Below are 22,931 nucleotides of genomic sequence, written 5' to 3'. Positions count from 1 at the left end.
TTATGAATCCCTCTTTTCTTTTCTCCACCAATCTCGGAATGATTGTTTCGCAGGTTTTGGAAAATCCCTACTCTCTGTCCACCCCTTTAATGGACCTGGCCCCTTCGCGATATAACCATCTTTTGCAAAAATGGATAAGCCAGCATGTGCCATTTTAACACCTTTCTCATACACAAAAGGATGACTCGCCATAAATGCGAAACCTTTAAAAGCTAGTTGCTCAGATTTCGTTATAAACCCTTGTTCCACCTCATCTTTACGATGCTCAATGAGAAGGTCGTGTAACGGAATTTTTACTGGGCAAACATCTGTACATGCCCCGCACAAGCTAGATGCAAAGGGTAATTCTTTTAATTCTTCATATCCTTCTAATAAAGGCGCTAGCACCGCACCAATCGGCCCGCTATACACACTTCCATAAGCATGTCCTCCAATATTGCGATATACAGGGCAAACATTTACACACGCACCGCAGCGAATACACTTAAGCACTTCTTCGTAAGCGGTTCCTAAAATATCTGAACGGCCATTATCTAAAATAATTAAATGAAATTCTTCAGGTCCATCCTTATCTTCCGGTAAACGTGGTCCATTCACTCCAGTTACATAGGACGTAATTTTTTGACCAGTCGCACTTCTTGTTAGCATGGAAACGACAATATCAAGATCTTTCCATGTCGGGACAAGACGTTCCATTCCCATAATAGCGATATGAACTTTTGGCAATGTAGTCGTAAGGCGAGCATTTCCTTCATTACTTATAAGAACGACAGATCCAGATTCTGCTACAGCAAAATTACAACCCGAGATACCAATATCCGCTTCTAAAAATTCTTTACGTAACTTTTCCCTAGCAAATTGTAGTAGCTGATCTGTATCAACCGGTATTTCTCTTCCAGCTTCCTTAGAAAAAAGCTCTGCTACTTGTTCTTTCGTCTTATGAATGGCCGGGGCAATTAAATGCGATGGTGCTTCTCCGGCCAATTGAATGATATATTCCCCAAGATCGGACTCTACCACTTTCAATCCCATCTCTTCTAAGTTTTGATTGAGATGTATTTCTTCTGAAACCATAGACTTCGATTTAATAACCGATTTCGCCCCTCTCTTTCTTGTAATTTCAGAAACATACGATACGGCATCTTCTGCTTTCAAAGCAAAATATACATGTCCACCATTTTTCCGAACATTTGTGGCTAACTGTTCTAAATAACTATCTAAATTTTCAATTGTATGCATCCGAATTTCAGATGCTGCTTCACGCCATTCGTCAATATTCCCTAATTCAGATGTAGCTCGTTCCCTTCCTACCCGAAGCCTGTCTTGTGTAAACGGAACCGCACTTCTCATTTGCGAATCTTTCAATGCTTGATCTACTCTTCCAAAAAATTCTAGTCCCTGCACTACACTCATTTCTCCAGCCCCTTCGCCAGTACTTCTGCTATATGTAACACTTGAATCTCTTTATTTTTCCTACTAAGCCGCCCGCCAATATTCATAAGACACCCCATATCAGCTCCAATTAAGAGATCAGCTTCTGCCTCCTCAATATATTTTATTTTTTCATCGACCATTGTTTCAGAAATCGAACTCATTTTTACCGCAAAAGTCCCGCCAAATCCGCAGCAATCTTGACAATATCGCAATTCTTTTACATCTAGCCCTTTTACTTGTGAAAGTAACTCTAGCGGTTCGTCTTTTATCTCCAGTCCGCGGCTCATATGACAAGATTGATGAAAAACCGCTCTCCTATCTAGCTTAGAATTCAAATCCCTTTTTCCAAGTACATTCATTAAAAAATCTGTTAACTCATACGTCCTATTTGCTAAATACACTGCTTTTTCATACCATTCATGATCATCCTTAAACAGCTCCTTATAATAATGATGAACCATGCTAGCACAAGATCCGGAAGGAGTGACAATATATTCACTATGCTCAAATGCTTTTATCATTTGCTTTGCTGCTAGCTTTGCTTCTTTTTGGTATCCACTATTGTAAGCAGGTTGACCGCAGCAAGTCTGGCCTTCAGGAAAATCCACTTCTACTCCACATTTCTCCATAATTTCCACAACACTCTTACCTACTTGAGGAAAAAACATATCTGATATACATGTAATAAATAACGAAACTTTCATAAAAAATCTCCTCCCCGAAACGGTATCATATACTTTTCACTTATGAACTTACTAAAAACACTTTTATATTTTTAATTTTTAGAATTTTCTATTTTTAAAATCTTTCATTTATGATATCATGTGACGTATTATATAAAAACTATTTATAAGGTTGTTTTTGTATACAAAAAAGGTATAGAAAGAGGGTTGAAAATGGATATAAGACAACTTCGATACTTTATTGTAATCGCGGAAGAAAGACAACTTACACGCGCTGCTCATCGACTACATATGGCACAGCCGCCTTTAAGCAGACAACTATCGTTACTAGAACAAGAATTAGCTGTAAGCTTATTTGAAAGAAACGGTCGAAATATGCATTTAACTGAAGAAGGGAAAATACTATATAGGAAAGCAAAAAGTATTATTGCACAACTAGAAGAAACAATTACAGAGATTAAAGATACCGGTGAAGGACTGAGAGGAAATCTATCTATCGGAGCCTTTCATTCATGCATTCCTTTTCTATCTGAAAAAATTCGTTATTTTCAAAAAAACTATCCAAATGTAAACTTAAAAATATGGGAAGGAGGCCCTTTATACTTAACAGAGCATCTAGCAAATCGGAATATCGAGCTCGCTGTCTTACGCACCCCTTTTAATAAGAAGATTTTTTCAAGCATTTGTTTATCAAAAGAGCCGTTCGTACTAGTCGCGCCCGCTAAATGGGAACTACATCACTCGCAACTTCCAATCTCCATAAACGAACTTCATCATATCCCTCTTTTACTGTTACATAAAGATAAAGAAGATAGCTATCATCAACTCGTCATTGATGAATGCAATCGCCGTGGTATAAAATTAAATATAGCGTGTGAATGCCCTGATTCTGCATTCGTACTTATGCTCATTATGGCTGGAATCGGAGCCTCCATTCTCCCAAAAAGTTCCATACCTTATATCCCGCAAGAATTTATTAGAATTGTAGACTTAATAGATTTTCCGTTCCAGTCTGAATCATCAATTATATGGTTAAAAGATCGGAAGCTCTCTAACAGTGCTAGACGATTTATAGAATGCACGTAAAAATAATTTCGGAGGTGAAACGATGGCTCTCTTCGCTTCTCCATCATTATGTATTATTGCTATAATCTCTTTCGCATTATCTTACTTTATAGGTGTGAAGCAATATACTTGGCTCTTATCTGGTTTTAATGAAAGACGCGTCAAAGATAAGAAAAAACTAGCAAACATAGTTGGGATTTATAATTTAGCAGCTGGTGTCATTGCGACAATTGGTAGTGTCTTCACTACACCAAATACGCAAATTATTGTTCCTATTATTATCGTTGGACATGTTGTATTGGCCGCTTACGTGAATACGAGAATGATTCACTAATACTTCTCAAAACAAAAAAGATAAGCAATTTTGTATATACTTATCTTTTTTCTACTTTTCATTCAGGATATTCTATATTAATATACGGATTTTTTTATATTGTTATAAAGCATCCACATATTCCTTCGCTTCCAGCAATGAATAACCAAATGCTTCGCGCGCTTTCTTAATCGCTGTGATTGTTTTTCCATCTCTCACAAGCTGTCTTAGTTCATGATTAATTTCAGGTTCTATCTCTCTAATTCTCATTTGTTTTGTTATTAGCTCTAATCTAGTCTCTATGCGCTTTAGTCTAGCATCCGTTCGTTTTTCCATCTGTTTTATCTTTTCTCCAAACAATTTGTCGTTCTTTGCATTGTATTGAACTTAATATGTGATATAGCCGGCTGGCTCATTTTACAAAAGCAAATCGAAAATGAAACAGTTATCATCCCGCTCATTATGTCAGGATGGACTTTATACATATTTCGGTACCAGATTCTCTCAAAAACACCGTAATACTACCACCCTCATCCTTAAACGAATGAGGGCACTTCTCTGGAAACCTTTATTTTTTAATAGATATGTTACATACTCCTTGTCTATTTATCTCAATTTGTTTTTCATGATCAATCTCTATCATTAACGGATGAACTTCTGCATCTAACTCTGAGAAAAGCCATCGGCGCCCCGATGGCCCTAATAATAAGTAGACTCCATTTTTTCCCATAAACTGAAAACCATCACGTAACGCTTCTCCGTCTCTTACCAAAATCCCACATTCTACCAATCGGTTTCCTACTGCGAGAACATGATCTGTCGTCAAACTCATTTCACTCACATTTAATATCGAATCAATAGAGAAAGGTTCATTACTTTCTGGAGATGTAGTATGCCTAGAGATAAACTCTACAATATTCCCCGCAGGATCCATGAAATAGAACGAATGTGCATTTGATCGTGAAAAGTATACTTCATCCGCTCCATCTTCTATATTTAAAGTCACCCTATTCTTTGCCCATTCTTTTGCTTCAGAAAACTGATTGGACGGTATATTAAAAGCAAAATGATAAAAAGGTTTAGTATTCAAATTATTTTTACGAAATTCTAATTCGCTCTCCCCTACTTGGATGCTAAAACGTATTTCATTACTATGTAATACTCGAAAACCTAATATACGTACATAAAACTCCTTCATTTCTTCTAAAGCATTACTGTATAAAATCACTCTATTTATCAACATTACAACTTCTTCCCCCTTCAATACGAATTCCATATGAACATCATATGTTTAATGACCGAATTTTACAAATTATTGAATTAACATAAAAATTATAATACAATTTACATTAAGTCTTATAACCTAGTAATAAAGGCAGGTGTCATTATGTATTCAAAAGCGCGAATCACAGCTGTCGGAACTTATGTGCCTGAGCAAGCATTGTCAAATGAAGACATATCAAACCTTGTAGAAACGACAGATGAATGGATTGTTCAGCGAACTGGTATGCATGAACGAAGAATCGCTTCCTCTAATGAATTCTCTACAACTTTATGCATTCGAGCTGTCCAAAACTTAATCGATCGATTCCATGTTTCGATTAATGATGTCGATTTAATTATTGTTGCGACTGCTACACCAGATTACATGTTCCCTAATACCGCAAGTCAAGTCCAAGCTCATTTTGAAATCCCTCATACAGGAGCAATTGATTTAAGTGCAGCATGCGCAGGTTTTGTTTATGGATTAATTGTTGCCAATGGCCTTATTACTTCAAGGACTAACAAAAAGATACTTGTAATTGGCGCTGAAACACTGTCAAAAATTACAGATTATAGCGATCGTACTACTTGCATCCTTTTTGGTGACGGCGCTGGTGCAGCTCTTGTAGAGTATGACGAACATAATCCTAGTTTTTTAGGAACTTATATGGGATCTAATGGTTCTTGGGGAATTCATTTATATCAAACAGCTTTATCTAAAACGATGAATGGAGCACCATTACAAGACACACCTTATCTCGTTCAAAACGGAAGAGCCGTATACAAATGGGCTGTAAATACGGTTCCTCAAGGTGTACAAAAATTACTACAGAAAAACGATTTACATGTAGCCGATATTGACTGGTTCATTCCACATAGCGTGAATTTAAGAATGATTGAATCCATTTGTGAACGAACAGGTATTTCTCTTGATAACACGCTTATAAGTCTACAATATTATGGAAATACTTCTGCTGCTTCTATTCCACTAGCACTTGATATTGGGTTGAAAGATGGAAAAATCACTACTGGTAATACATTACTTTTATATGGATTTGGCGGCGGCCTTGTACATGCGGGACTTATTTTGAAATGGTGTATATAGCGCATCATCATAAGGCTGATGTCTTATCACATCAGCCTTACAAACAACGTATATTGATTACATTATAAAATATTTTTCGCAACAATTTTTAAATGCTCTGGTGCAATAATTTCTTGTATATGTTCCTGCAAGTCTTCCTGAAGCATCTCTTCTATGTGTTCTAATGATACTTCAAGCGATGTACATTCTAATGTTTTAATGTTTAATAATGAATAATGCTCCTTTTTCTTTATAACTAAATACTGATTCTCTTCTGTTATTAGTAGAGAACCTAGTCGAATTCCAAGTAAACGTTGATCATCAAAATTCATCTGATATCCCCCTCTTTACCTATCCAAAAACATTTTACAAAATTAACCAACATACCCTTACTATCAATCTATCATAGATCATTTCAAAAAAATACATCTAATCCGTTTCTATCCCTATAGAGCACTCTTCATTCTCTTTATGTTTCATTACAAAAAAACTTTCTCAACATTTCAAGCTCCCCTTCCTATTTTCGCATCGCTTAAAATGAATTATAATGAATGTAATAAAAGATTGGCCTCTCCTAATTCATGTACATATATTTGATCGGTACGATTTGTTACCGATCCTTTTTTTGTCTTTCTATGATTGACAATATAAACTCTGCATCTCGCGCTACACCACATAGAAGTGCCGAGCCCCTTTGATGTTGCCAAGGTAAACCAATATAGTACAATCCTGATACTATACTAACTCCTCTTGTATGAATTGGCATACCTGCTTGATTCACCGCACCTTCTATTTCAATCCACTGATAATTTGGTATAAATCCTGTAGACCAAATTATATTTTGCACTTGATATGTACTATCATCTGAAAAAATTACTTTGTTTTGCAACGCCCTTACTACCTTTGATTTTACTGTTATTTTCCCATTACGAATCAATCTCTTACATTCAAAACCAAATATAGGATCTTTCTGTTTCTGAAACCATCTTCCCCGTCTCGTATCGATTCCGGCATATAGTAGTCCGATTTTCTCAAGCCAAGCAAAAATGCTCTTTCCCATTATTTTTAATGGTAAAAAAGAAAGCGGATGGCTAATAGCCATCGTAACATCACGATACTGCGCAAGCTCTACCGTAATTTGTGTACCGGAGTTCCCACCGCCAACTACAAGAACTGGTCCCTCAGGAATTTGTTTGGGTGATTGATATTGTGAAGAATGAATTTGAAAAATATCATTGGAAAGATTTTTGGAAATGGAGGGAATGAACGGTCTTTGAAAGGCACCTGATGCAATAATTACTTGTTTAGCTTGTAGCACCTCTTCTGGAGTATAGACTTCAAATGTATCCCCTTTTTTTCTTATCTTTGAAACATTCATCTGTAACCTTACTGGTATAGAAAAATGTTTTGCATATGCTTCTAAATAATTGGCAATTTCATCTTTCGTTGGAAATCCATCTTGCTTTCCAGCTAAACTCATACTTGGCAATGCACTATACCCTCTCGGTGTAAATAACTGCAAAGAGTCGTATCGTTTTCTCCATGAATCACCAATTCGCTCTTCTCCATCTAATAAGACAAAGTGATCGTTTTCTCTTTGCAAATAATACCCCATAGCTAAGCCTGCCTGACCTGCTCCTATTATAATAACATCTAACATGTGCATCCTCCTTTTTACCCTAAAACATATGAATACGTGTTCATATGTTTTCTTCAATCATATAAATTTTCTTTTTACAAATCAAGGGAATTTTTCTTTTCAATCGATAAAAAACCTTTTATAAATCATGCTCACAATTGACTTTTTCGCTATAAAATAAGTTTTCACATAACGTTCAATTGTTTTGTATAGATAGATATCCTATAATTACAATGATTACAAATTTCCGTTGCTATGCCGTGACTCCTAGAAATCTGGGGGTTTTTATCATTTTCATCACTAAGACCCCGATATTTGTTACGAGAACAGAGAATAAATCTAGAACTAAACGTATGACATGATGTTAAGTTGCTGTATTTATTCGCTTTTCCTTGAAAAATCAAAAAGTGAGATTATAAGGATACTACCGAATGTCTATGTCATTACAGTCTCTTTGTTAAACGAGAGGAAGTGTTTTAACAAAACATAGAAATATGTAACGATTATTACTTTCAAACACAACATGACTACTTCAGGGGGGAACATGATCATGAAAAAATTATATTATGCATCGTTCGTATATTTGATTATTGGGTTATTAGCGGGTGTATTTGCGAGAGAATACGCAAAAGCAAAAGGCATTCTCGGCTCTACTCTATTAAATCTTTTACATACTCACACGCTCGTACTAGGATTTTTATTCTTTTTAATTGCTCTAGCATTAGCAAAATCATTTTCATTCCATAAAATAAAAGGTTTTGATATGTGGTTTATCGTTCATAATATCGGGTTAATATTAACCCTTGCTTCCATGGCAACGCGGGGATTCCTTCAACTAAATGGCACAGATTTTAAAGGCTTAACGTATATCGTAGCAATCTCTCATTCTATTATTGGTCTAAGTCTTATTTGGTTTATGATTCTATTAAAAAAATCATTCAAAATATAATGTAAAAAGAGGCTCTCCTATAGGTAGGAAGCCTCTTTTTAAGTCAAATCATTCTCCTGTTTCAGCAAATTTTTTAATTCGCTCTCCAATCTCATTCCGTACTCTTTGGAATACATCCCATTCTTTCCCTGCCGGATCATCGAATCCCCAATGAACACGTTTTACATGTAAAGGTGTGGTTGGACATACATCATTTGCATGACCACACAGTGTTACAACCAGGTCTGCATTGTGTAAAATATGATGATCGATCCTATCAGACGTTTGATTTGTAATATCAATATTTATTTCTTTCATGACCTGAATAGCATTTGGGTTCACGCCATGCGCTTCAATCCCTGCAGAATATACATTCCACTTGTCTCCTAAATATTTTTCCCCGAATCCTTCGGCGATTTGACTACGACAAGAATTACCTGTGCATAAGAAGTAAATCGTTTTTTTGTTTTCCATATGAAGTCCACCTTTTATAAGAAATGTTTATTTTGATTCTATTTGAAAATATTTACGCTGAAACCATAGCGCTACATTTACAAGTGCAATCATAACAGGTACCTCAACTAAAGGGCCTATCACCGCTGCAAATGCTGCTCCAGATTGAATTCCAAATACACCGACAGCGACTGCAATTGCTAATTCAAAGTTATTACTTCCTGCTGTAAATGCTAATGTTGTCGTGACTGGGTAACCTGCCCCAATCTTTTTCCCCATAAAAAATGACACAAAGAACATTACGATAAAATAAATAAGTAATGGAATCGCAATACGTACAACATCCAGTGGTACGCTCACAATCATATTTCCTTTTAAAGAAAACATGACAATGATTGTAAATACTAATGCAATGAATGTAATCGGGCTTATTTTCGGAATAAAGACTTTTTCATACCATAGGCGCCCTTTTATTTTTACAAAGATGAAACGTGTAAACATCCCAGCAAAAAAAGGAATTCCTAAATAAATCAAGACTGACTGAGCAACCTCTACCATTGTAATAGAAATAACAGCGCCTTCTATTCCTAACCATTCTGGAATAATCGTTACAAATATATAAGCATACACTGAGAAAAATAACATTTGAAATACAGAGTTAAATGCTACTAATCCTGCTGCATATTCTGTATCACCTTTCGCTAAATCATTCCAAACGATGACCATTGCAATGCAGCGAGCTAATCCAATCATAATGAGTCCTATCATATACTCTGGCTTGTCTGGTAAAAAGATAATTGCCAAAATAAACATAAGAACTGGTCCAATAATCCAGTTTTGAACGAGTGATAATATAAGTACCTTTCCATCCTTAAAAACGCGCCCCATCTCTTCATAGCGAACCTTTGCAAGCGGCGGATACATCATAAGAACTAAGCCAATCGCAAGCGGAATAGAGGTTGTTCCTATCTGTAAGCGATTCATTCCATCAACAAAATTAGGGGATAGATACCCTATTGCAATTCCTACTACCATCGCCAAAAAAATCCAAAGGGTTAAATATCGATCTAAAAATGATAATCGTTTCATCGTTTCTCCTTTTTGTTTCACAACATGAAGTTGTACTGCTCTCTTTTTCATTAGAATTGTTTAGAACTTCATGGTTCGTCTCGTGTTGAAAAACTCCCATTCATTCTTATCTTCCTAGGCATTACTCCAAATTCGTTGCATGAATTCCGACATGTACCTATTACTTCATTTATCAAGTTTTTTTGATTTATAAAGTACAAAAACTTAGCAGCAACTACCTCTTCCAGTTTTTCGAAATACACAACAAAGTTCTTCCGACAATAAATGATTGACTTCTTCATCATTTAAATCGTAATAACTCCATGTCCCTTTTGTTTCCTTTACAATTAAATTTGCATCAAGTAATATTTTTAAATGGTATGAAAGCTTAGATTGAGAAATACCAAATACTTCTGTTAAATCACATACACATGTCTGTCCACGTTGACATAATTCATACATAATCTCTAATCTTTTTGTATCCGCAAGCGCTTTAAATTTCTTTTCAAATTGCTCAAAGTTTTCTTTCATGCATCCCACCCTTTCATCAATTTTTTTTGATATTTATATTATAGACAAAATTCCCATCACAATACAACCTTTAAATCAAATGTATTTGATTTAAAGGTTGTATTATACCTATGAACGAAAAAAGAAGGGTTTCCTTCCCTTCCTTTTATTTATAATACACTTGGCCGCCATGTAAACTCACGCTTGTTCCCGCTTCACTTTCATTAACAAATTTGATTTTCACATTTCCAATTTGTTCTGTCAATGATGCAACAGGGATGTTTAATACCCCGACAAAATTACCAATTTTTACACTTCCGATTTCTTGTTCTTCATGCAATAATTGAATCTTCATTCTAGAAAACTTACTTTTCATATCTACTACTATATTTTGAGGTTTATTGTAATCTCTACCTTGTCCAATCCAAATATGTCCATGAAATTCTGTTTCCTCATAATTATAAACAGATAAATTAGCAGCTTTCACCTTTACTAAACCAGCCCGATGACGTTTCAAAACTTTTTTATTCCCTGCGCTTATCATATGACCATTTGCATCAAGAGAGTAAGAAAAAAATTCTTCATCTTCAGGTACTTTATAAATATCTGAAGCAATAATATCCTGCTTTAATTCATCCATTTCTTCTTCAGAATAAGACTTTACTACCTTCCCTTCTCCATTATATACTTCCATATACGGCTTCCCATCATGTATGTTTTTGATAGAGTCAGATGCAGAAGATACAACTTTCCCTTGTGCTACACCGCTAGTAGGTAATAATAAAAATAGAAACCAACCAAATAGAACAAGTTTTAACCTATGCCCTCTTTTCATTCTACCCCTCCTACTATTGATATGTTTTAGTTTAACATACGCAAAACTTTTTTACATTTATATCCAAAAAGGAATCTCATAGATATGATGAGATTCCTTTTTTATTAGGCTGATTCTACCATTTTAGCATTGTAAACAAATATGCGGGTTAATATTGTCATTACCATAACAAGAACGAGAAAATATAGTGGCATTATAAACAAGGATCCTGTATGAAGTTGACTCATTCCCCATATCGTAACGGTAACGATTATATAGTACCCTAAGCTGAATAACGCACCTGCCGTTCCAATCACATCTTGGAAGTCTACTAACGCTAAACTTAAACAATTAGGTAACGCAATCCCGATTCCTAATAACAATATAAATATTGCTATAAGAAACATAGTCATATAGAAAACCGTTGCAACTGTTTCAGTTAAAGTAACTATTGATAAAATCGTTACTCCCCCTATCATTATCATACAACCGATATAAATAATTTTTTCTGGTGTATAACTGAAAAGTAGTCGCTTTGAAATTTGCGCTCCAATAATAGAAGCAATAGCTACCACTATACCTAAAAAACCAAACATACCAGGTGATTGTTTAAAATACTCAATAAAAATGAACGGTGATTCAGCGTAATAACTAAATAATATACCGTTCGTTCCCCCGATTAAAATGCCATATGTCATTACTTTTGGATTGCAAATCATTCGTTTTATAATAGAAAAAATGTTTATTTTCCTTGTCGTTACATACGTTCGTGTTTCTGGCAATTTCATAAAAGTACAAATAAATAGCCAAATACTCATCAGAACTAAAGTAAAGAAAACACTTCTAAACCCAAATATTTGATCAATCCATCCACCAATTAACGGACCAACAGCTGGTGTGAATGCAATAACCGCTGAAATCTGTGCAAACATAACATGTCGTTTCTTTCCTTCTACACTTTCACGTAAGATTGTTTGTGTAACAACAGATCCTGTACTTGCCCCAAATGCTTGTACGAAACGACTGATAAGCAATAATTCAATGGAACTCGTCAAATAGCACAGTAAACTCCCAACACCATATGTTATATGTTACAATCCCCCAAAGCATAGCAGGTTTACGGCCGATAAAATCGGATAAAAATCCCCAACAAAATACTCCTACAGCAAATCCGGCAAAGTAAATACTAAGGGTTAACTGCATAGTATTATTACTTACCTGCAACACTTTAGAGATGTCAGGTAAAGATGGCGTGTAAATTGTTTCACTAATTTGTGGAAATGCTATAAGAATAATCATTAACCATAGCGATGGCACTGAGACTTTTTTCATTTCTAATCCCCTCCTATAACTTAGCAAATCTCAGATTATTAAAACTTTCTTTCGCTACGGAACGGGAGGGACCATGATAGAAATGCGGTTATACACTAACAAAATAAACACCTCATTTTCTTCATATAAATATCTATAGGAGGGTATAAGTGAACCTATCATTTTTTACTATTTCTCTTCACAAATATTAACATAACATATATTGTAAATTTTTGTACATAAAGAACCTACTAACAAAAATAGTAGGTTCTTATCTTTCTTCGTGAATATTCTTATTTTTCAGGGGTAAACCATACAATTTGTTGCATGCGAACAAATATAGGTATTTCTTTTTCTTCTAATGTAATATGATCTGGTTTAACACTTCTTAACGTTCCGTTAACGCTTCCTCGAATCGTTTCAACTATAATTCTTCTTCCTACAATAGCTTACACTTCTTTTTGTACAGGGTGATGTTCGTATTCAGTGAGAATCGAAACATAGTATTTTCCTGTTTTTGTTCGAAAAACTGTACAAGACTTGATAATATGAAACGACGGAATTTCCCGATGTTGCTTCATTTTTACAAGTTTCAGTTTCGGCAATTTGATATAGCCATCCAAAAGCATAATGTTTCCATTTACCACATTGGTTGTGTAGGATTGTCTGGCCTTACGGTTTTTGAAATTCGGAAATTCAGCACGACCAAAGAAGAAGTTTTCATATGCCTTCTGCAAATTCAGTTGGGCGTTCGCCAATGCGAGACTATCTACTTCTTTGAGCCATGCAAACTCCTCCTTGTACTTAGCAGGAGTAGGAAACTTTTGTTTCTTTAGCGCTTCTTTGTCACCCTTGAATTGTTCATATGTTTCCTTTCGTTCAGCTAACATTTTGTTGTAGACAAAACGAACACAACCAAAGGTTTTGGTAAGGAGTTGCGCTTGTTCTTGCGTTGGATACAGACGGAACTTATATGCTTTGTTTGCCATATCGAATCACCTCACTTTATACCTTGATTTTCTATATATATTTTTATCACTTCAATGGGAGCACCACCTGTTGTAAGCAAATAAAAACTCCTTGACCAAAAATACTCTTTCCACAGTTCCTTTTTCACCTATGGAAAATGCTTTTTGATCAGTCGTGAACTTGCGCTTTTATAGGCATTGATGAACTTTGACATTTCAGTATTCGGATGTGCTTTGAACAAAATATGCACATGGTCAATATCGTGATTCCATTCGACTAAGGAAATATTGTAACTTTCGCCCAATCGAACAAACATATCTTTTGCATAGTCAGATATGGTATCATCAATCACTTTTCTGCGATATTTTATGACCAGAACAAGATGATCATACAACAGGAACACTGAATGATTCATCCGAGACACCACCTAGAATTAGTACAATCATTATACATGAAAAAGGTGAAAACTTCTTTGATTTCATCGAAGAAGTTTTCACCTTTTTTTATGAGGACTTTTTCAGTGGCCTCACCATTATGCGGTATCTCTTTCATACGTAAAAAATATGAGAAGAAACGATCTTCTTGTCTATTCCCATTTATAAATCCAAAATTCTTCAATTTGCAACCATTTTAATGTTGCAGCATCTTTATTTTGAATTTTCACTTCTGTTTCTTCTAGCATTGCTTCTGTTTGCGAACGATGCGCACGCAAAGCTGCTAGTTTTTGATCAAAGACTTCACTAATATTATTTACGACATCTGGCTCTCCTAATACTTCTTCACGATTTTTCGTAATCGCAACAGCATGTATCACTGGACGCGTTTCTTTTGGCATGCGAGATACAGCACGAACTGTAGCACGCCCGAATGCGTCATGGTCTGGATGAACACCATGTTCTGGATAGAATGTAATAATTCTTGATGGCTGTACATCACGAATGACAGCTTCAATTTTATCAGCTACAAAATCTACATCTTCAAATTCTAATGTTTTATCATGAAATCCGAGCAATCTTAAATCAGTAATGCCCATTGCTTCACATGCATCTTTTAATTCTTTTTCGCGAATACTTGAGATTGTCTCACGGTTTGCAAATACATCTTTCCCCATATTCCTTCCCATTTGACCAAGCGTTCCGCACGCATATGTTACAGGTACCCCTTGTCTTGTTAATAAACTAATTGTTCCTCCTGCTGCAAAAGATTCATCATCGGGATGTGGAAATACAACTAATACATGTTTCTCCATATTTTTCCCTCCTTCTTATTTAAATGGTGTTAAGCTTAATTCAAGGGCTACAGCTAGACGCCCCTTATTATCATGACCTGAAAGTAACAAACGACCTTGCTCGTCCACTTCCCAATGTGTAATACCTTCAGCATATACCCAGCCGTGATCCATTTTCAGACCAACTCGATACGGATTCGTTCCCACAATTTTACCACGTTCAAAACGAATGATAGCATTACGAATGAATGCCCCAACTGTCATCATCTTTTCATTAAAATGGGAAGCGTATGCTCCATTTGTTGTTTCTAAATGAATATATACATCTTTATTTACAAAACGTTCAATTTCATGTTGAACAACTGCTTTATCTTTTACTATTTCCATCGGATTTCACCTCTTTAAAACATTTTACGCAAAAATAATGTAAATTGCTATCTCTATATTAGAGGAGAATGCTCACTTTTCCTAATAATTTGCACTCTATTTTACAAATTTATAGTATGTGAAATTTTGTTTCCGCTTACAATTGCAAAACGTTTTCTTTCCTTTTTTGAATTTGCTACAATATATTTTATGCGGAGGGATAAATTCGACAATTGAATACATATTTTAAAGAAGGTGACATATTGGAACATTCAGCACATGAAGTAACAAACCTGCAATATTATTTTGCAATTGCCGTATTTTTAATTACATACGGATTTATTATTTCTGAAAAATTGAACCGTGCTGTTATTGCACTGTTCGGTGCTGCTATTATGATTATTTTTAGTATTGTAGACTTACATACTGCTTTTACCTCTCATATTCAATGGGAAACAATTACCCTTCTCATCGGCATGATGATTCTTGTCCATATTACAAGTCAATCAGGCGTATTTGAGTATGTGGCGATTAAAGCAGCAAAAGCAGCAGGCGGAAAGCCCATTCGCATTTTATTATTTTTATCCCTATTAACTGCCGTCGGTTCCGCATTTTTAGATAACGTTACAACCGTTTTATTAATCGTCCCTGTTACGTTATCCATTACACGCATGTTAAAAGTACAACCTGTTCCTTACTTCATTTCTGAAGTATTATTTTCAAATATTGGCGGTACAGCGACGTTAATTGGCGATCCACCAAATATTATGATTGGATCGGCAAATAAGCATCTAGATTTTAATGCTTTCTTACTTAATTTAGCACCTATTGTTCTTATTATTTCTGCCGTTACGTTAAGTATTATTTACTTTATGTATAGGAAAAAATTGAAAACAACACCTGAACAAATTGCAAAACTTATGGCTTTAAATGAAAAAGACTATATTCGTGACCAAGGCTTACTCGTCAAATCTCTTTCTATATTAGGTTTAACGATTCTCGGCTTTATTCTTCACTCTATTATTCATGTGGATGCAGCGGTGATCGCAATGACTGGCGCGACGCTCCTTATGCTAATTGGCGTGAAGCAGCACGAATTAGAAGATATATTCGCCCATGTTGAATGGGTAACCATTTTCTTCTTCGCCGGACTATTTGTTCTTGTTGGTGGATTAATCGATATTGGGCTCATTTCATCTCTTGCTAAAGACGTAATTGATGTAACAAATGGTGATATTGGTTTTGCAGCTATGCTTATTTTGTGGGTATCAGGAGCTGCATCCGCAACCATTGATAACATTCCATTTGTCGCAACAATGATCCCGCTTATTCAAGACTTAGCAGCAGGACTTGGCTTATCTGTTGATTCACCGCAAATCGAAGTACTTTGGTGGGCACTATCACTCGGCGCTTGCCTAGGCGGAAACGGAACTTTAATCGGAGCGTCTGCAAACGTGGTCGTAGCAGGTATTGCGAACCGTGAAGGACATGGTTTCTCATACCTTGATTTCTTAAAAATCGGATTACCGTTAACAATCATTGCATTGTTATTATCACATGTTTATATATATGTACGTTATTTAATGTAAAAAGATTGCAGCGTGAAGCTGCAATCTTTTTTAACGAAAGAATATCCCAATAATCGCAAGTGCTCCTAAAACAATTCCTCCAATTTGCCCAACAATTACTGGCGATAATTGAACCCCTTTTTTCACTTCAACCACTGGTCTTTCATGTCTAAGCTGTTGAACTTCACTTTGCAATTGATGCACACTACCATGCAATTCTTTCATCAATTCTTTTAACTCTGCAACCTCTTCATTTACCGGCTTCGTTTTTTCTAAATTCATTTGTAACGACTCCTTATTCTATTCATATTATTGTAAAATTCCGCTACCCCCCATCTTTTTCCTGCAAATCATATGTATATTTTTGTCAATTTTACCCAAGTAGACAATTATCTCTACTTTTACTTCGTTTATACAACGAATGATTTGACAAGGAAAAGCATTTATCACACAATACATGCTATAGCATATATTTTTAGTATTTAAAAATTTACTGGATTCAGATGCTATATATTTATTATAGAGGTGACATATGGTCTTACATGATTTAATTGGATATCTTATTCATCGTACAGATGTCAAAATGACAAATTATTTTACACAAAGGTTAAAACCTTATGGAGTTACACCCGAACAATGGAGCATTATGAGTGTTCTTTCTAGCCAAAAAGGAACAACTCAAAAAGAGCTGGCAGAAGCCATCGATAAGAATCAAACGACTGTCGTAAGAATGATCCATTCAATGGAGAAAAAAGGAATGGTCAAAAAAACTTTTCATAATCAAGACAGGCGTTCTCATTACCTATTTTTAACAGAAAAAGGTGAAGCGATTAAAAAGTCTGTCCTACCTGTTGTAAAAGAAGCTCATCAGTTCGTTACGAGTAATTTAAGCACAGAAGAGACGCAACAGCTAAAATTATTATTAAATAAGTTATATGATACACATTATTCCTAATTGATCCGTATAAAGGACAACTTATTTATACGGATCAAATTATTATTTTATATATGCTGTAGCATATATTTTTATCCCGCTATTTTAAGGCAGTAAGACTCCCACCTCAAGATTCAGAGAAAAGCAAGGAAGATACGTAACAGCCCGATTGATGATGACTCATAATCAGCGGAGGATGAAGCCCCCCACTGATTAAAGTTTCACTTTATTTATATTTCATAAGTTAGTCATATCCATTACTTTCATTTCAAAAGATATACTAAGGAGGAAATTATTTATGCTAAATGGGAAAGTAGCAATTATAACAGGAGCAAGCCGAGGAATTGGAGCTGCAACAGCAAAATTATTTGCTCAATATGGGGCAAAAGTAGTTGTAAACTATATGAATCATATAGAAGCAGCAAAAGAGGTCATCGAATCGATCCATAAAAAAGGCGGAGAAGCAATCGCTATTCAAGCTGATGTTAGAAATCAAGAACAAATGAATTCTCTTGTAGATCAAACGATTTCACATTTTAAAAAAGTTGATATTTTAGTAAGTAATGCAGCAATTGGGTTTACTATAAAGCCCTTCTCTGATATGGAATGGGATGAATTTCTCCCTAAAATTGAAGAAGAAGTAAAAGCTGCTTTCATTTCCACAAAAGCAGTATTGCCTATTATGAAAAAACAAAAATATGGAAAGTTGGTCTATATTTCAAGTGGTTTAAGTAACCAACCTATGCCTGGCTTTATTGCACACGGAACAGCAAAAGGAGCGCTTAATTCCTTTGTAAAGTACCTATCTCAAGAGCTAGGCCCATATCATATTACAGCAAATACAATATCACCTGGTATGGTTGAAACAGATGCTACAAAATATACTCCTGTAGAAGAAAAGGAAAAAGTAGCGATGTTTACTCCATTAGGAAGAATTGCAAATCCCGAGGATATTGCTCGTACTGCCTTATTCCTTGCAAGTGATCAAAGCTCCTTTATTACAGGAACTTATCTTCCTGTATCTGGTGGTATGGAAATGAATTCGTAAAGAAATATCCGTTCTAACTTAGGATGAGGAAACATTCAGAGGTTTCCAATCTTCTGATAAATGGAAATCCCTCGGGAGCAACGTTGGATAGAACAACACCCTTATGACATGTTAATCATTGATTGTGATATGCGAAAGCATTGTTAGAAAAGGATTTTGATTTCGTTACAAAATTACGTGTAAGAGGGGTCCCTACTGTTATTATGTTGAATGAAGAAAATAGAGGTGTAAAGCTTGTTGGCGCTCTTTCTTTAATACATTATGCGAACGGACTCAAACAAGTTCTAAATGTAAAGGCGCTTCGCCCAAAACAACAATCTGCTCTTCCTCATTTACTTGAAAAAGAAATACTAGGAGAAGCATGTTTTATAAAATGAGAATTGTAAAACAGCAACTATACGAATGTTTCATACATGATACAATTACAAAGGAGAATTACAATGGCATATATATTACAAGTTGATTTCAAAATGCAAGGACCATTCGGAAATGAAATGGCAGAGGCTTTTTCTGATTTAGCAAAAAGTATCAATGAAGAAAAAGGATTCATATGGAAAATTTGGACAGAAAATCCGGAAACAAATGAAGCGGGTGGAATTTATATGTTCGAAACAAAAGAAACAGCTAAACAATATTTAGATATGCATACGAAAAGGTTAGCTGGCTTTGGAATCGTTGATGTAAATAGAAAAATTTTCAAGATCAATGAACCACTCACTCAAATAAATCATGGTCCTCTCGTATAAGAAATTTATAAATATAAATGACTAGCGCTGATTTACAAAATATTTAGGTGGCATTCCTTAACAAAGGATGCCACCTTTTTTTACTACCGAGAATATAACGTTTCCTTACATATTCTCTTCTGAATCCTATACATTGATCTATTCTTTCAATCATTTTATGAAACCATTCCATTCATCGGAAACAATAACCCATATTATAGCCTCTCAACCTTTATTCTTTCTCATCTCTTTTTGAATGTTACGCAATGCTTTTTTTGATCCACGCTCTATATCATGCTGCATTTTTCGTTCTTTATAATCTACAAACAACGTATCTAAATCGTAACCTTCTGGATATAACTCCTTCGCTTCTACCTCTAAAGCGATCCGTTTACTATTTACTTCTATAAACCGGTCTTTGGAAAATACGACAACATTGGAGAATTTATCTTTCTCTCGGTATATAATTCCAAAGTCATCATCATCTAATAATCTCACGCGATCCCCTTTTTTATATGCATATGCCTCTTCTACCGCTTGCTTTACAATTTTAGGTTTTCTTACTTTTCCTTCATGTAGCTTTTCTAAACGGTATTCTTTGTTTTCCATATAACCTTTTGCTCTTTGCAATACATGTTCTCGTACATTCATTTTTCGAGAAATCCAAAGCGCGTTACTTTCTCCCGATTTTCCAATTAATAATTGATACATCGGTTCCAATGTTTCACTATGAAATTGCATCGCTGCATTCATAAAGTCACTATGCATTTCTGAGAATCGCTTAATCTCGCCATAATGCGTCGTCGCAACAGTGATACAGCCCATATGATAAAACTCTTCTAAAATAGAAATCGCAAGAGCTGCCCCTTCATTCGGCTCTGTTCCACTTCCTATTTCATCGAATAATAACAGTGTATGATTCGTTGCTCTCCGCATGATTTCAGAAAGATTTTTCATATGAGATGAAAAGGTACTAAGCGCATTTTCGATACTTTGATTATCACCGATATCTACAAAGATATGTTCAAAAACAGCAATCTCCGTTTCTCGCCCTCCTGCAATATGAAACCCCGACATTGCCGCTAATGTTAACAATCCGATTGTTTTCAGAACAATCGTTTTCCCACCAGCATTTGGTCCTGTAATAATTAAGCTTCGATACTTTTGACCAATTTCAAAATTTAGCGGTATCACTTCTCCTGATAAAAGCGGATGCTTACAATGAACGAACTTTATATAGCCGTAATCATTTAACTTTGGTTCTATTCCGCCAATTTGCTTACTAAATTTTGCTTTGGCAAATACTAAATCATATTGACTCATTAGCTCTATATTTATTTTGATTTGATATATGTTTTCTAATATCATTCCTGAGAGAGTTGCTAATATTTGATATTCTTCCATCGCTTCTTCTGCTTGTAAGCTTGCCAGTTCCACGTTTAATTTTGTAACAGTATTTGGTTCTATAAAAACAGTAGAACCTTTAGAAGAAACTGCAACAATTGTTCCTGCAACTTGATTTTTATAAGACGCTTTCACCGGAATCGTATATCGGTCGTCCTTTTTACTAATAAAGAACTCTTGTATATACTTCTTATTTGCACTACTGTTTAAAAATTTATTTAATCGTTCTTTTATTTTTTCTTCTACCGAATCTATTTGATTTCGAATTCGTTTTAATTCTTTACTTGCAGCAGAATCAACACGGTTTCCTTTTATACAAAATTGTATTTCTTCCTCTATGCTTTTAAATTCGGACATAGAATTTGCATACGCTGCGAGCATTGGCGCAAAAAATTCCTTATCTAACATAAACTTTTTAATCTTGCGACAGCCCCGCAAAAAATCTGCAACACTCACGAACTCGCTTGGCTCTAGAATCATTCCTTTTTCTAGTTTTTGCATGATGTTATCAATATTAGAAATACCTAAAAAAGGTACATGCCCTTCTGCATCTAATATCGCTCGCGCTTCCGTCGTTTCATTCAATCGATTTCGTACTACTTTTATATTCGTACTTGGCTCTAATTGATCCAATAATCGCTTTCCTAACCCACTCACACAATAAGATTTAACAATGTCCTTCAACTCGTTATACTGTAACTTTTCAAAAGTCATTTGATTCACTTTCATTTCTCCTCACTATGATTGATTCACATCATAAATGAAGATACCTACTCATTACATTTTAATGAGCTGGTCATATATTTTGGTTTATTCAAATAGACGCAAAAAAGCTGCGGAGATACCGCAGCTTTCGTTACATTTACAAGGCATGTGTAAAATATAATGAAAGAAACCATAAAAAATATGGCAATCCCATCATCATTACACGCTTTATAAAGTATAGTAGGTATCTTCATAGGGTTTCGAAATAAATCCACGGCAAACTAAGGGGTATACTTAATAGAAAATTCCCCTTGTTATTACCAGCTTTATTTCATTCAATTGTTCCTATTTAGAACCTACCACACTCACAAAAAGCACCTCTCATTCATTTATTTCCACTCATTAAAATCTAATTTATTGCAATTATCATACTATATGTTCCAATCCATGTAAAGGTGTCATTTTGTCATGCTTTCATCGTAAGTATACTTCACTCCATGCATGACAGATGCTTTCTTTCCTTACTTTCAGTACAATGAGTATATAATAAAAATAAGGAGTGATTCCCATGACAGATCTCCAAAAACAATTCTTCTCTAGATTGCATATAAAGGAAAAAGAATCGATTTCATTTGAAGATTTAAATGAAATCCTTTACGCGATGGCGCAAACAGTTCCATTTGAGAATTTGGATATTATTCAAGGTAAAGTGAAAGAAATATCAAAAGAACATCTCCAAGAAAAAATTTTAGTAAATAACCGAGGTGGCCTCTGCTATGAACTGGGTCCAATGATGTATTATTTCCTTAAAGATTGCGGATTTGATGTTCATCTCGTATCTGGGACCGTTTATAATGCTGCATCGGCTACTTGGGCTGTCGATTCTGGACATATAGCAACTGTTCTAAAGCACAACAATCAATCTTATTTAATTGAAGTCGGTTTTGGCTCATACCTTCCGCTTGCACCTGTTCCTCTCTCTGGTGAAATCGTCCATTCTGTTACAGGCGACTATCGTATCCGAAAAGAAACGACTGCAAAAGGAAACTATGTTTTAGAAATGGGAATAAATAATGAATTGCTAGATGCTGCTTCCTCTCAAGAGTGGTCTTTAGGGTATGCATTTTATATAGAAAAAGTAGATGAGAACATTGTAAATGAAGCACAAAAAACAATTATCGAACATAAAGACTCTCCTTTTAATAAAGTACCTCTTATCGCAAAACTAACTTCTGACGGGCATGTTTCTTTAACAAAAGATAGCTTAACTGTAACGAAACAAGGCGAAAAGAGAAAAGAAAAGATAACAAAGCAACAATATTCAAGCCTACTGTATTCAATATTTGGCATCCGATTATAATTTATCTTTAAAAGGTTTTGTTGCTTCTGACAAGACTTTTTATATATAGCAGGTATTTT

At 35.1% G+C, this 22,931-nt stretch carries 24 protein-coding genes and 4 pseudogenes; 10 read left to right on the top strand and 18 right to left on the bottom strand.

The window, feature by feature from the left end; translation table 11 throughout:
- Together MR063_RS12285 and MR063_RS12280 are read right to left on the bottom strand one after the other, a co-directional pair.
- Positions 1-1,413 carry a LutB/LldF family L-lactate oxidation iron-sulfur protein gene (locus tag MR063_RS12285; protein ID WP_242198069.1) on the bottom strand — a complete coding sequence of 471 codons (1,413 nt, stop codon included), beginning with the start codon at positions 1,411-1,413 and terminating at the stop codon, positions 1-3.
- A complete protein-coding gene (locus MR063_RS12280; RefSeq protein ID WP_242198068.1) occupies positions 1,410-2,138 on the bottom strand; it encodes a (Fe-S)-binding protein in 729 nt (242 codons plus the stop codon). The genes MR063_RS12285 and MR063_RS12280 overlap by 4 nt, the downstream gene beginning before the upstream one ends.
- A gap of 192 nt (positions 2,139-2,330) precedes the next feature.
- On the opposite strand from MR063_RS12280, the gene MR063_RS12275 reads away from it, so the two are divergent.
- Both MR063_RS12275 and MR063_RS12270 read left to right on the top strand, forming a co-directional pair.
- On the top strand, positions 2,331-3,203 hold the full coding sequence (locus MR063_RS12275; protein ID WP_242198065.1) for a LysR family transcriptional regulator: 873 nt from the start codon (positions 2,331-2,333) through the stop codon (positions 3,201-3,203).
- A 22-nt stretch (positions 3,204-3,225) separates the two neighbouring features.
- On the top strand, positions 3,226-3,516 hold the full coding sequence (locus MR063_RS12270) for a DUF3784 domain-containing protein (protein ID WP_242198062.1): 291 nt from the start codon (positions 3,226-3,228) through the stop codon (positions 3,514-3,516).
- A 102-nt stretch (positions 3,517-3,618) separates the two neighbouring features.
- Here MR063_RS12270 and MR063_RS12265 read toward each other — a convergent pair whose 3' ends face one another.
- Positions 3,619-3,855 carry a hypothetical protein gene (locus MR063_RS12265; protein ID WP_277927858.1) on the bottom strand — a complete coding sequence of 79 codons (237 nt, stop codon included), beginning with the start codon at positions 3,853-3,855 and terminating at the stop codon, positions 3,619-3,621.
- 208 nt (positions 3,856-4,063) lie between these two features.
- A complete protein-coding gene (locus MR063_RS12260; protein ID WP_242198056.1) occupies positions 4,064-4,738 on the bottom strand; it encodes a VOC family protein in 675 nt (224 codons plus the stop codon).
- 144 nt (positions 4,739-4,882) lie between these two features.
- Here MR063_RS12260 and MR063_RS12255 point away from each other — a divergent pair, with 144 nt between their 5' ends.
- A complete protein-coding gene (locus tag MR063_RS12255) occupies positions 4,883-5,863 on the top strand; it encodes a ketoacyl-ACP synthase III (protein WP_242198055.1) in 981 nt (326 codons plus the stop codon).
- A 62-nt stretch (positions 5,864-5,925) separates the two neighbouring features.
- Here MR063_RS12255 and MR063_RS12250 read toward each other — a convergent pair whose 3' ends face one another.
- A complete protein-coding gene (locus MR063_RS12250; protein WP_242198053.1) occupies positions 5,926-6,174 on the bottom strand; it encodes a hypothetical protein in 249 nt (82 codons plus the stop codon).
- Between the two features lie 278 nt (positions 6,175-6,452).
- Complete coding sequence (locus MR063_RS12245; protein WP_242198051.1) at positions 6,453-7,502, bottom strand: flavin-containing monooxygenase; 1,050 nt, start codon at positions 7,500-7,502, stop codon at positions 6,453-6,455.
- A gap of 529 nt (positions 7,503-8,031) precedes the next feature.
- On the opposite strand from MR063_RS12245, the gene MR063_RS12240 reads away from it, so the two are divergent.
- Positions 8,032-8,430 carry a DUF2871 family protein gene (locus tag MR063_RS12240; RefSeq protein ID WP_242198049.1) on the top strand — a complete coding sequence of 133 codons (399 nt, stop codon included), beginning with the start codon at positions 8,032-8,034 and terminating at the stop codon, positions 8,428-8,430.
- A gap of 48 nt (positions 8,431-8,478) precedes the next feature.
- Here the strand turns inward: MR063_RS12240 and arsC are convergent, their stop codons facing one another.
- From arsC to MR063_RS12190, 10 genes and pseudogenes are all read right to left on the bottom strand, one after another.
- Positions 8,479-8,883: an arsenate reductase (thioredoxin) gene (arsC, locus tag MR063_RS12235; RefSeq protein WP_242198047.1), complete on the bottom strand. Its 405-nt coding sequence runs from the start codon at positions 8,881-8,883 to the stop codon at positions 8,479-8,481.
- A gap of 27 nt (positions 8,884-8,910) precedes the next feature.
- Entirely contained in the window at positions 8,911-9,951 is a 1,041-nt protein-coding gene (gene arsB / locus MR063_RS12230; protein ID WP_242198193.1) for an ACR3 family arsenite efflux transporter, read from the bottom strand.
- 204 nt (positions 9,952-10,155) lie between these two features.
- On the bottom strand, positions 10,156-10,461 hold the full coding sequence (locus MR063_RS12225) for an ArsR/SmtB family transcription factor (protein ID WP_242198045.1): 306 nt from the start codon (positions 10,459-10,461) through the stop codon (positions 10,156-10,158).
- Positions 10,462-10,606: 145 nt separating this feature from the next.
- Positions 10,607-11,275, bottom strand: a complete 669-nt coding sequence (locus MR063_RS12220) for a hypothetical protein (RefSeq protein ID WP_242198043.1) — start codon at positions 11,273-11,275, stop codon at positions 10,607-10,609.
- Between the two features lie 104 nt (positions 11,276-11,379).
- Positions 11,380-12,586 (bottom strand): annotated as a pseudogene (locus tag MR063_RS12215) (multidrug effflux MFS transporter).
- A 272-nt stretch (positions 12,587-12,858) separates the two neighbouring features.
- Positions 12,859-13,014 (bottom strand): annotated as a pseudogene (locus MR063_RS12210) (DUF2642 domain-containing protein); the annotation flags it as partial.
- A 3-nt stretch (positions 13,015-13,017) separates the two neighbouring features.
- A pseudogene (locus tag MR063_RS12205) lies at positions 13,018-13,554 on the bottom strand (RNA-guided endonuclease TnpB family protein); the annotation flags it as partial.
- 11 nt (positions 13,555-13,565) lie between these two features.
- Positions 13,566-13,949: pseudogene (gene tnpA, locus MR063_RS12200) on the bottom strand (IS200/IS605 family transposase).
- A 171-nt stretch (positions 13,950-14,120) separates the two neighbouring features.
- Positions 14,121-14,783 (bottom strand): bacillithiol biosynthesis deacetylase BshB2, encoded by a 663-nt coding sequence (gene bshB2, locus MR063_RS12195; protein ID WP_242198041.1) that lies wholly within the window; start codon positions 14,781-14,783, stop codon positions 14,121-14,123.
- A gap of 15 nt (positions 14,784-14,798) precedes the next feature.
- Entirely contained in the window at positions 14,799-15,149 is a 351-nt protein-coding gene (locus MR063_RS12190; protein ID WP_242198039.1) for a YojF family protein, read from the bottom strand.
- Between the two features lie 242 nt (positions 15,150-15,391).
- Between MR063_RS12190 and MR063_RS12185 the strand changes: the two genes are divergently transcribed.
- A complete protein-coding gene (locus tag MR063_RS12185) occupies positions 15,392-16,717 on the top strand; it encodes an ArsB/NhaD family transporter (RefSeq protein WP_242198037.1) in 1,326 nt (441 codons plus the stop codon).
- A gap of 30 nt (positions 16,718-16,747) precedes the next feature.
- On the opposite strand, the gene MR063_RS12180 is transcribed toward MR063_RS12185, so the two are convergent.
- Entirely contained in the window at positions 16,748-16,978 is a 231-nt protein-coding gene (locus MR063_RS12180; protein WP_242143344.1) for a hypothetical protein, read from the bottom strand.
- Positions 16,979-17,228: 250 nt separating this feature from the next.
- On the opposite strand from MR063_RS12180, the gene MR063_RS12175 reads away from it, so the two are divergent.
- The 4 genes from MR063_RS12175 (at position 17,229) to MR063_RS12160 (ending at position 19,424) form a co-directional block, all read left to right on the top strand.
- Positions 17,229-17,651 (top strand): MarR family winged helix-turn-helix transcriptional regulator, encoded by a 423-nt coding sequence (locus MR063_RS12175; RefSeq protein ID WP_242198035.1) that lies wholly within the window; start codon positions 17,229-17,231, stop codon positions 17,649-17,651.
- A 277-nt stretch (positions 17,652-17,928) separates the two neighbouring features.
- Complete coding sequence (locus MR063_RS12170) at positions 17,929-18,678, top strand: SDR family NAD(P)-dependent oxidoreductase (protein ID WP_242198032.1); 750 nt, start codon at positions 17,929-17,931, stop codon at positions 18,676-18,678.
- Positions 18,679-18,818: 140 nt separating this feature from the next.
- Entirely contained in the window at positions 18,819-19,055 is a 237-nt protein-coding gene (locus MR063_RS12165) for a thioredoxin family protein (RefSeq protein ID WP_242198030.1), read from the top strand.
- A 63-nt stretch (positions 19,056-19,118) separates the two neighbouring features.
- The gene (locus MR063_RS12160; RefSeq protein ID WP_242198028.1) at positions 19,119-19,424 is read left to right on the top strand and encodes a monooxygenase; all 306 of its coding nucleotides are present in this window, start codon (positions 19,119-19,121) and stop codon (positions 19,422-19,424) included.
- A gap of 204 nt (positions 19,425-19,628) precedes the next feature.
- Here MR063_RS12160 and MR063_RS12155 read toward each other — a convergent pair whose 3' ends face one another.
- Positions 19,629-21,530, bottom strand: coding sequence for an endonuclease MutS2 (locus MR063_RS12155; RefSeq protein WP_242198026.1), 1,902 nt, complete (start codon positions 21,528-21,530; stop codon positions 19,629-19,631).
- Positions 21,531-22,080: 550 nt separating this feature from the next.
- On the opposite strand from MR063_RS12155, the gene MR063_RS12150 reads away from it, so the two are divergent.
- Complete coding sequence (locus tag MR063_RS12150) at positions 22,081-22,872, top strand: arylamine N-acetyltransferase family protein (RefSeq protein WP_242198023.1); 792 nt, start codon at positions 22,081-22,083, stop codon at positions 22,870-22,872.
- The last annotated feature ends 59 nt before the right edge of the window (positions 22,873-22,931 follow it).

This window comes from Bacillus cereus group sp. BfR-BA-01492, from assembly GCF_022662815.1.
GTDB classification, from domain to species: domain Bacteria; phylum Bacillota; class Bacilli; order Bacillales; family Bacillaceae_G; genus Bacillus_A; species Bacillus_A cereus_BD.
This window is presented reverse-complemented; position numbering and strand designations above follow the sequence as displayed.

Coding starts and splice junctions, on each gene's coding strand:
- MR063_RS12285 (WP_242198069.1), bottom strand. CDS start 1,413: ATGAGTGTAGTGCAGGGACTAGAATTTTTTGGAAGAGTAGATCAAGCA.
- MR063_RS12280 (WP_242198068.1), bottom strand. CDS start 2,138: ATGAAAGTTTCGTTATTTATTACATGTATATCAGATATGTTTTTTCCT.
- MR063_RS12275 (WP_242198065.1), top strand. CDS start 2,331: ATGGATATAAGACAACTTCGATACTTTATTGTAATCGCGGAAGAAAGA.
- MR063_RS12270 (WP_242198062.1), top strand. CDS start 3,226: ATGGCTCTCTTCGCTTCTCCATCATTATGTATTATTGCTATAATCTCT.
- MR063_RS12260 (WP_242198056.1), bottom strand. CDS start 4,738: ATGTTGATAAATAGAGTGATTTTATACAGTAATGCTTTAGAAGAAATG.
- MR063_RS12255 (WP_242198055.1), top strand. CDS start 4,883: ATGTATTCAAAAGCGCGAATCACAGCTGTCGGAACTTATGTGCCTGAG.
- MR063_RS12250 (WP_242198053.1), bottom strand. CDS start 6,174: ATGAATTTTGATGATCAACGTTTACTTGGAATTCGACTAGGTTCTCTA.
- MR063_RS12245 (WP_242198051.1), bottom strand. CDS start 7,502: ATGTTAGATGTTATTATAATAGGAGCAGGTCAGGCAGGCTTAGCTATG.
- MR063_RS12240 (WP_242198049.1), top strand. CDS start 8,032: ATGAAAAAATTATATTATGCATCGTTCGTATATTTGATTATTGGGTTA.
- arsC (WP_242198047.1), bottom strand. CDS start 8,883: ATGGAAAACAAAAAAACGATTTACTTCTTATGCACAGGTAATTCTTGT.
- arsB (WP_242198193.1), bottom strand. CDS start 9,951: ATGAAACGATTATCATTTTTAGATCGATATTTAACCCTTTGGATTTTT.
- MR063_RS12225 (WP_242198045.1), bottom strand. CDS start 10,461: ATGAAAGAAAACTTTGAGCAATTTGAAAAGAAATTTAAAGCGCTTGCG.
- MR063_RS12220 (WP_242198043.1), bottom strand. CDS start 11,275: ATGAAAAGAGGGCATAGGTTAAAACTTGTTCTATTTGGTTGGTTTCTA.
- bshB2 (WP_242198041.1), bottom strand. CDS start 14,783: ATGGAGAAACATGTATTAGTTGTATTTCCACATCCCGATGATGAATCT.
- MR063_RS12190 (WP_242198039.1), bottom strand. CDS start 15,149: ATGGAAATAGTAAAAGATAAAGCAGTTGTTCAACATGAAATTGAACGT.
- MR063_RS12180 (WP_242143344.1), bottom strand. CDS start 16,978: ATGAATTTAGAAAAAACGAAGCCGGTAAATGAAGAGGTTGCAGAGTTA.
- MR063_RS12175 (WP_242198035.1), top strand. CDS start 17,229: ATGGTCTTACATGATTTAATTGGATATCTTATTCATCGTACAGATGTC.
- MR063_RS12170 (WP_242198032.1), top strand. CDS start 17,929: ATGCTAAATGGGAAAGTAGCAATTATAACAGGAGCAAGCCGAGGAATT.
- MR063_RS12160 (WP_242198028.1), top strand. CDS start 19,119: ATGGCATATATATTACAAGTTGATTTCAAAATGCAAGGACCATTCGGA.
- MR063_RS12150 (WP_242198023.1), top strand. CDS start 22,081: ATGACAGATCTCCAAAAACAATTCTTCTCTAGATTGCATATAAAGGAA.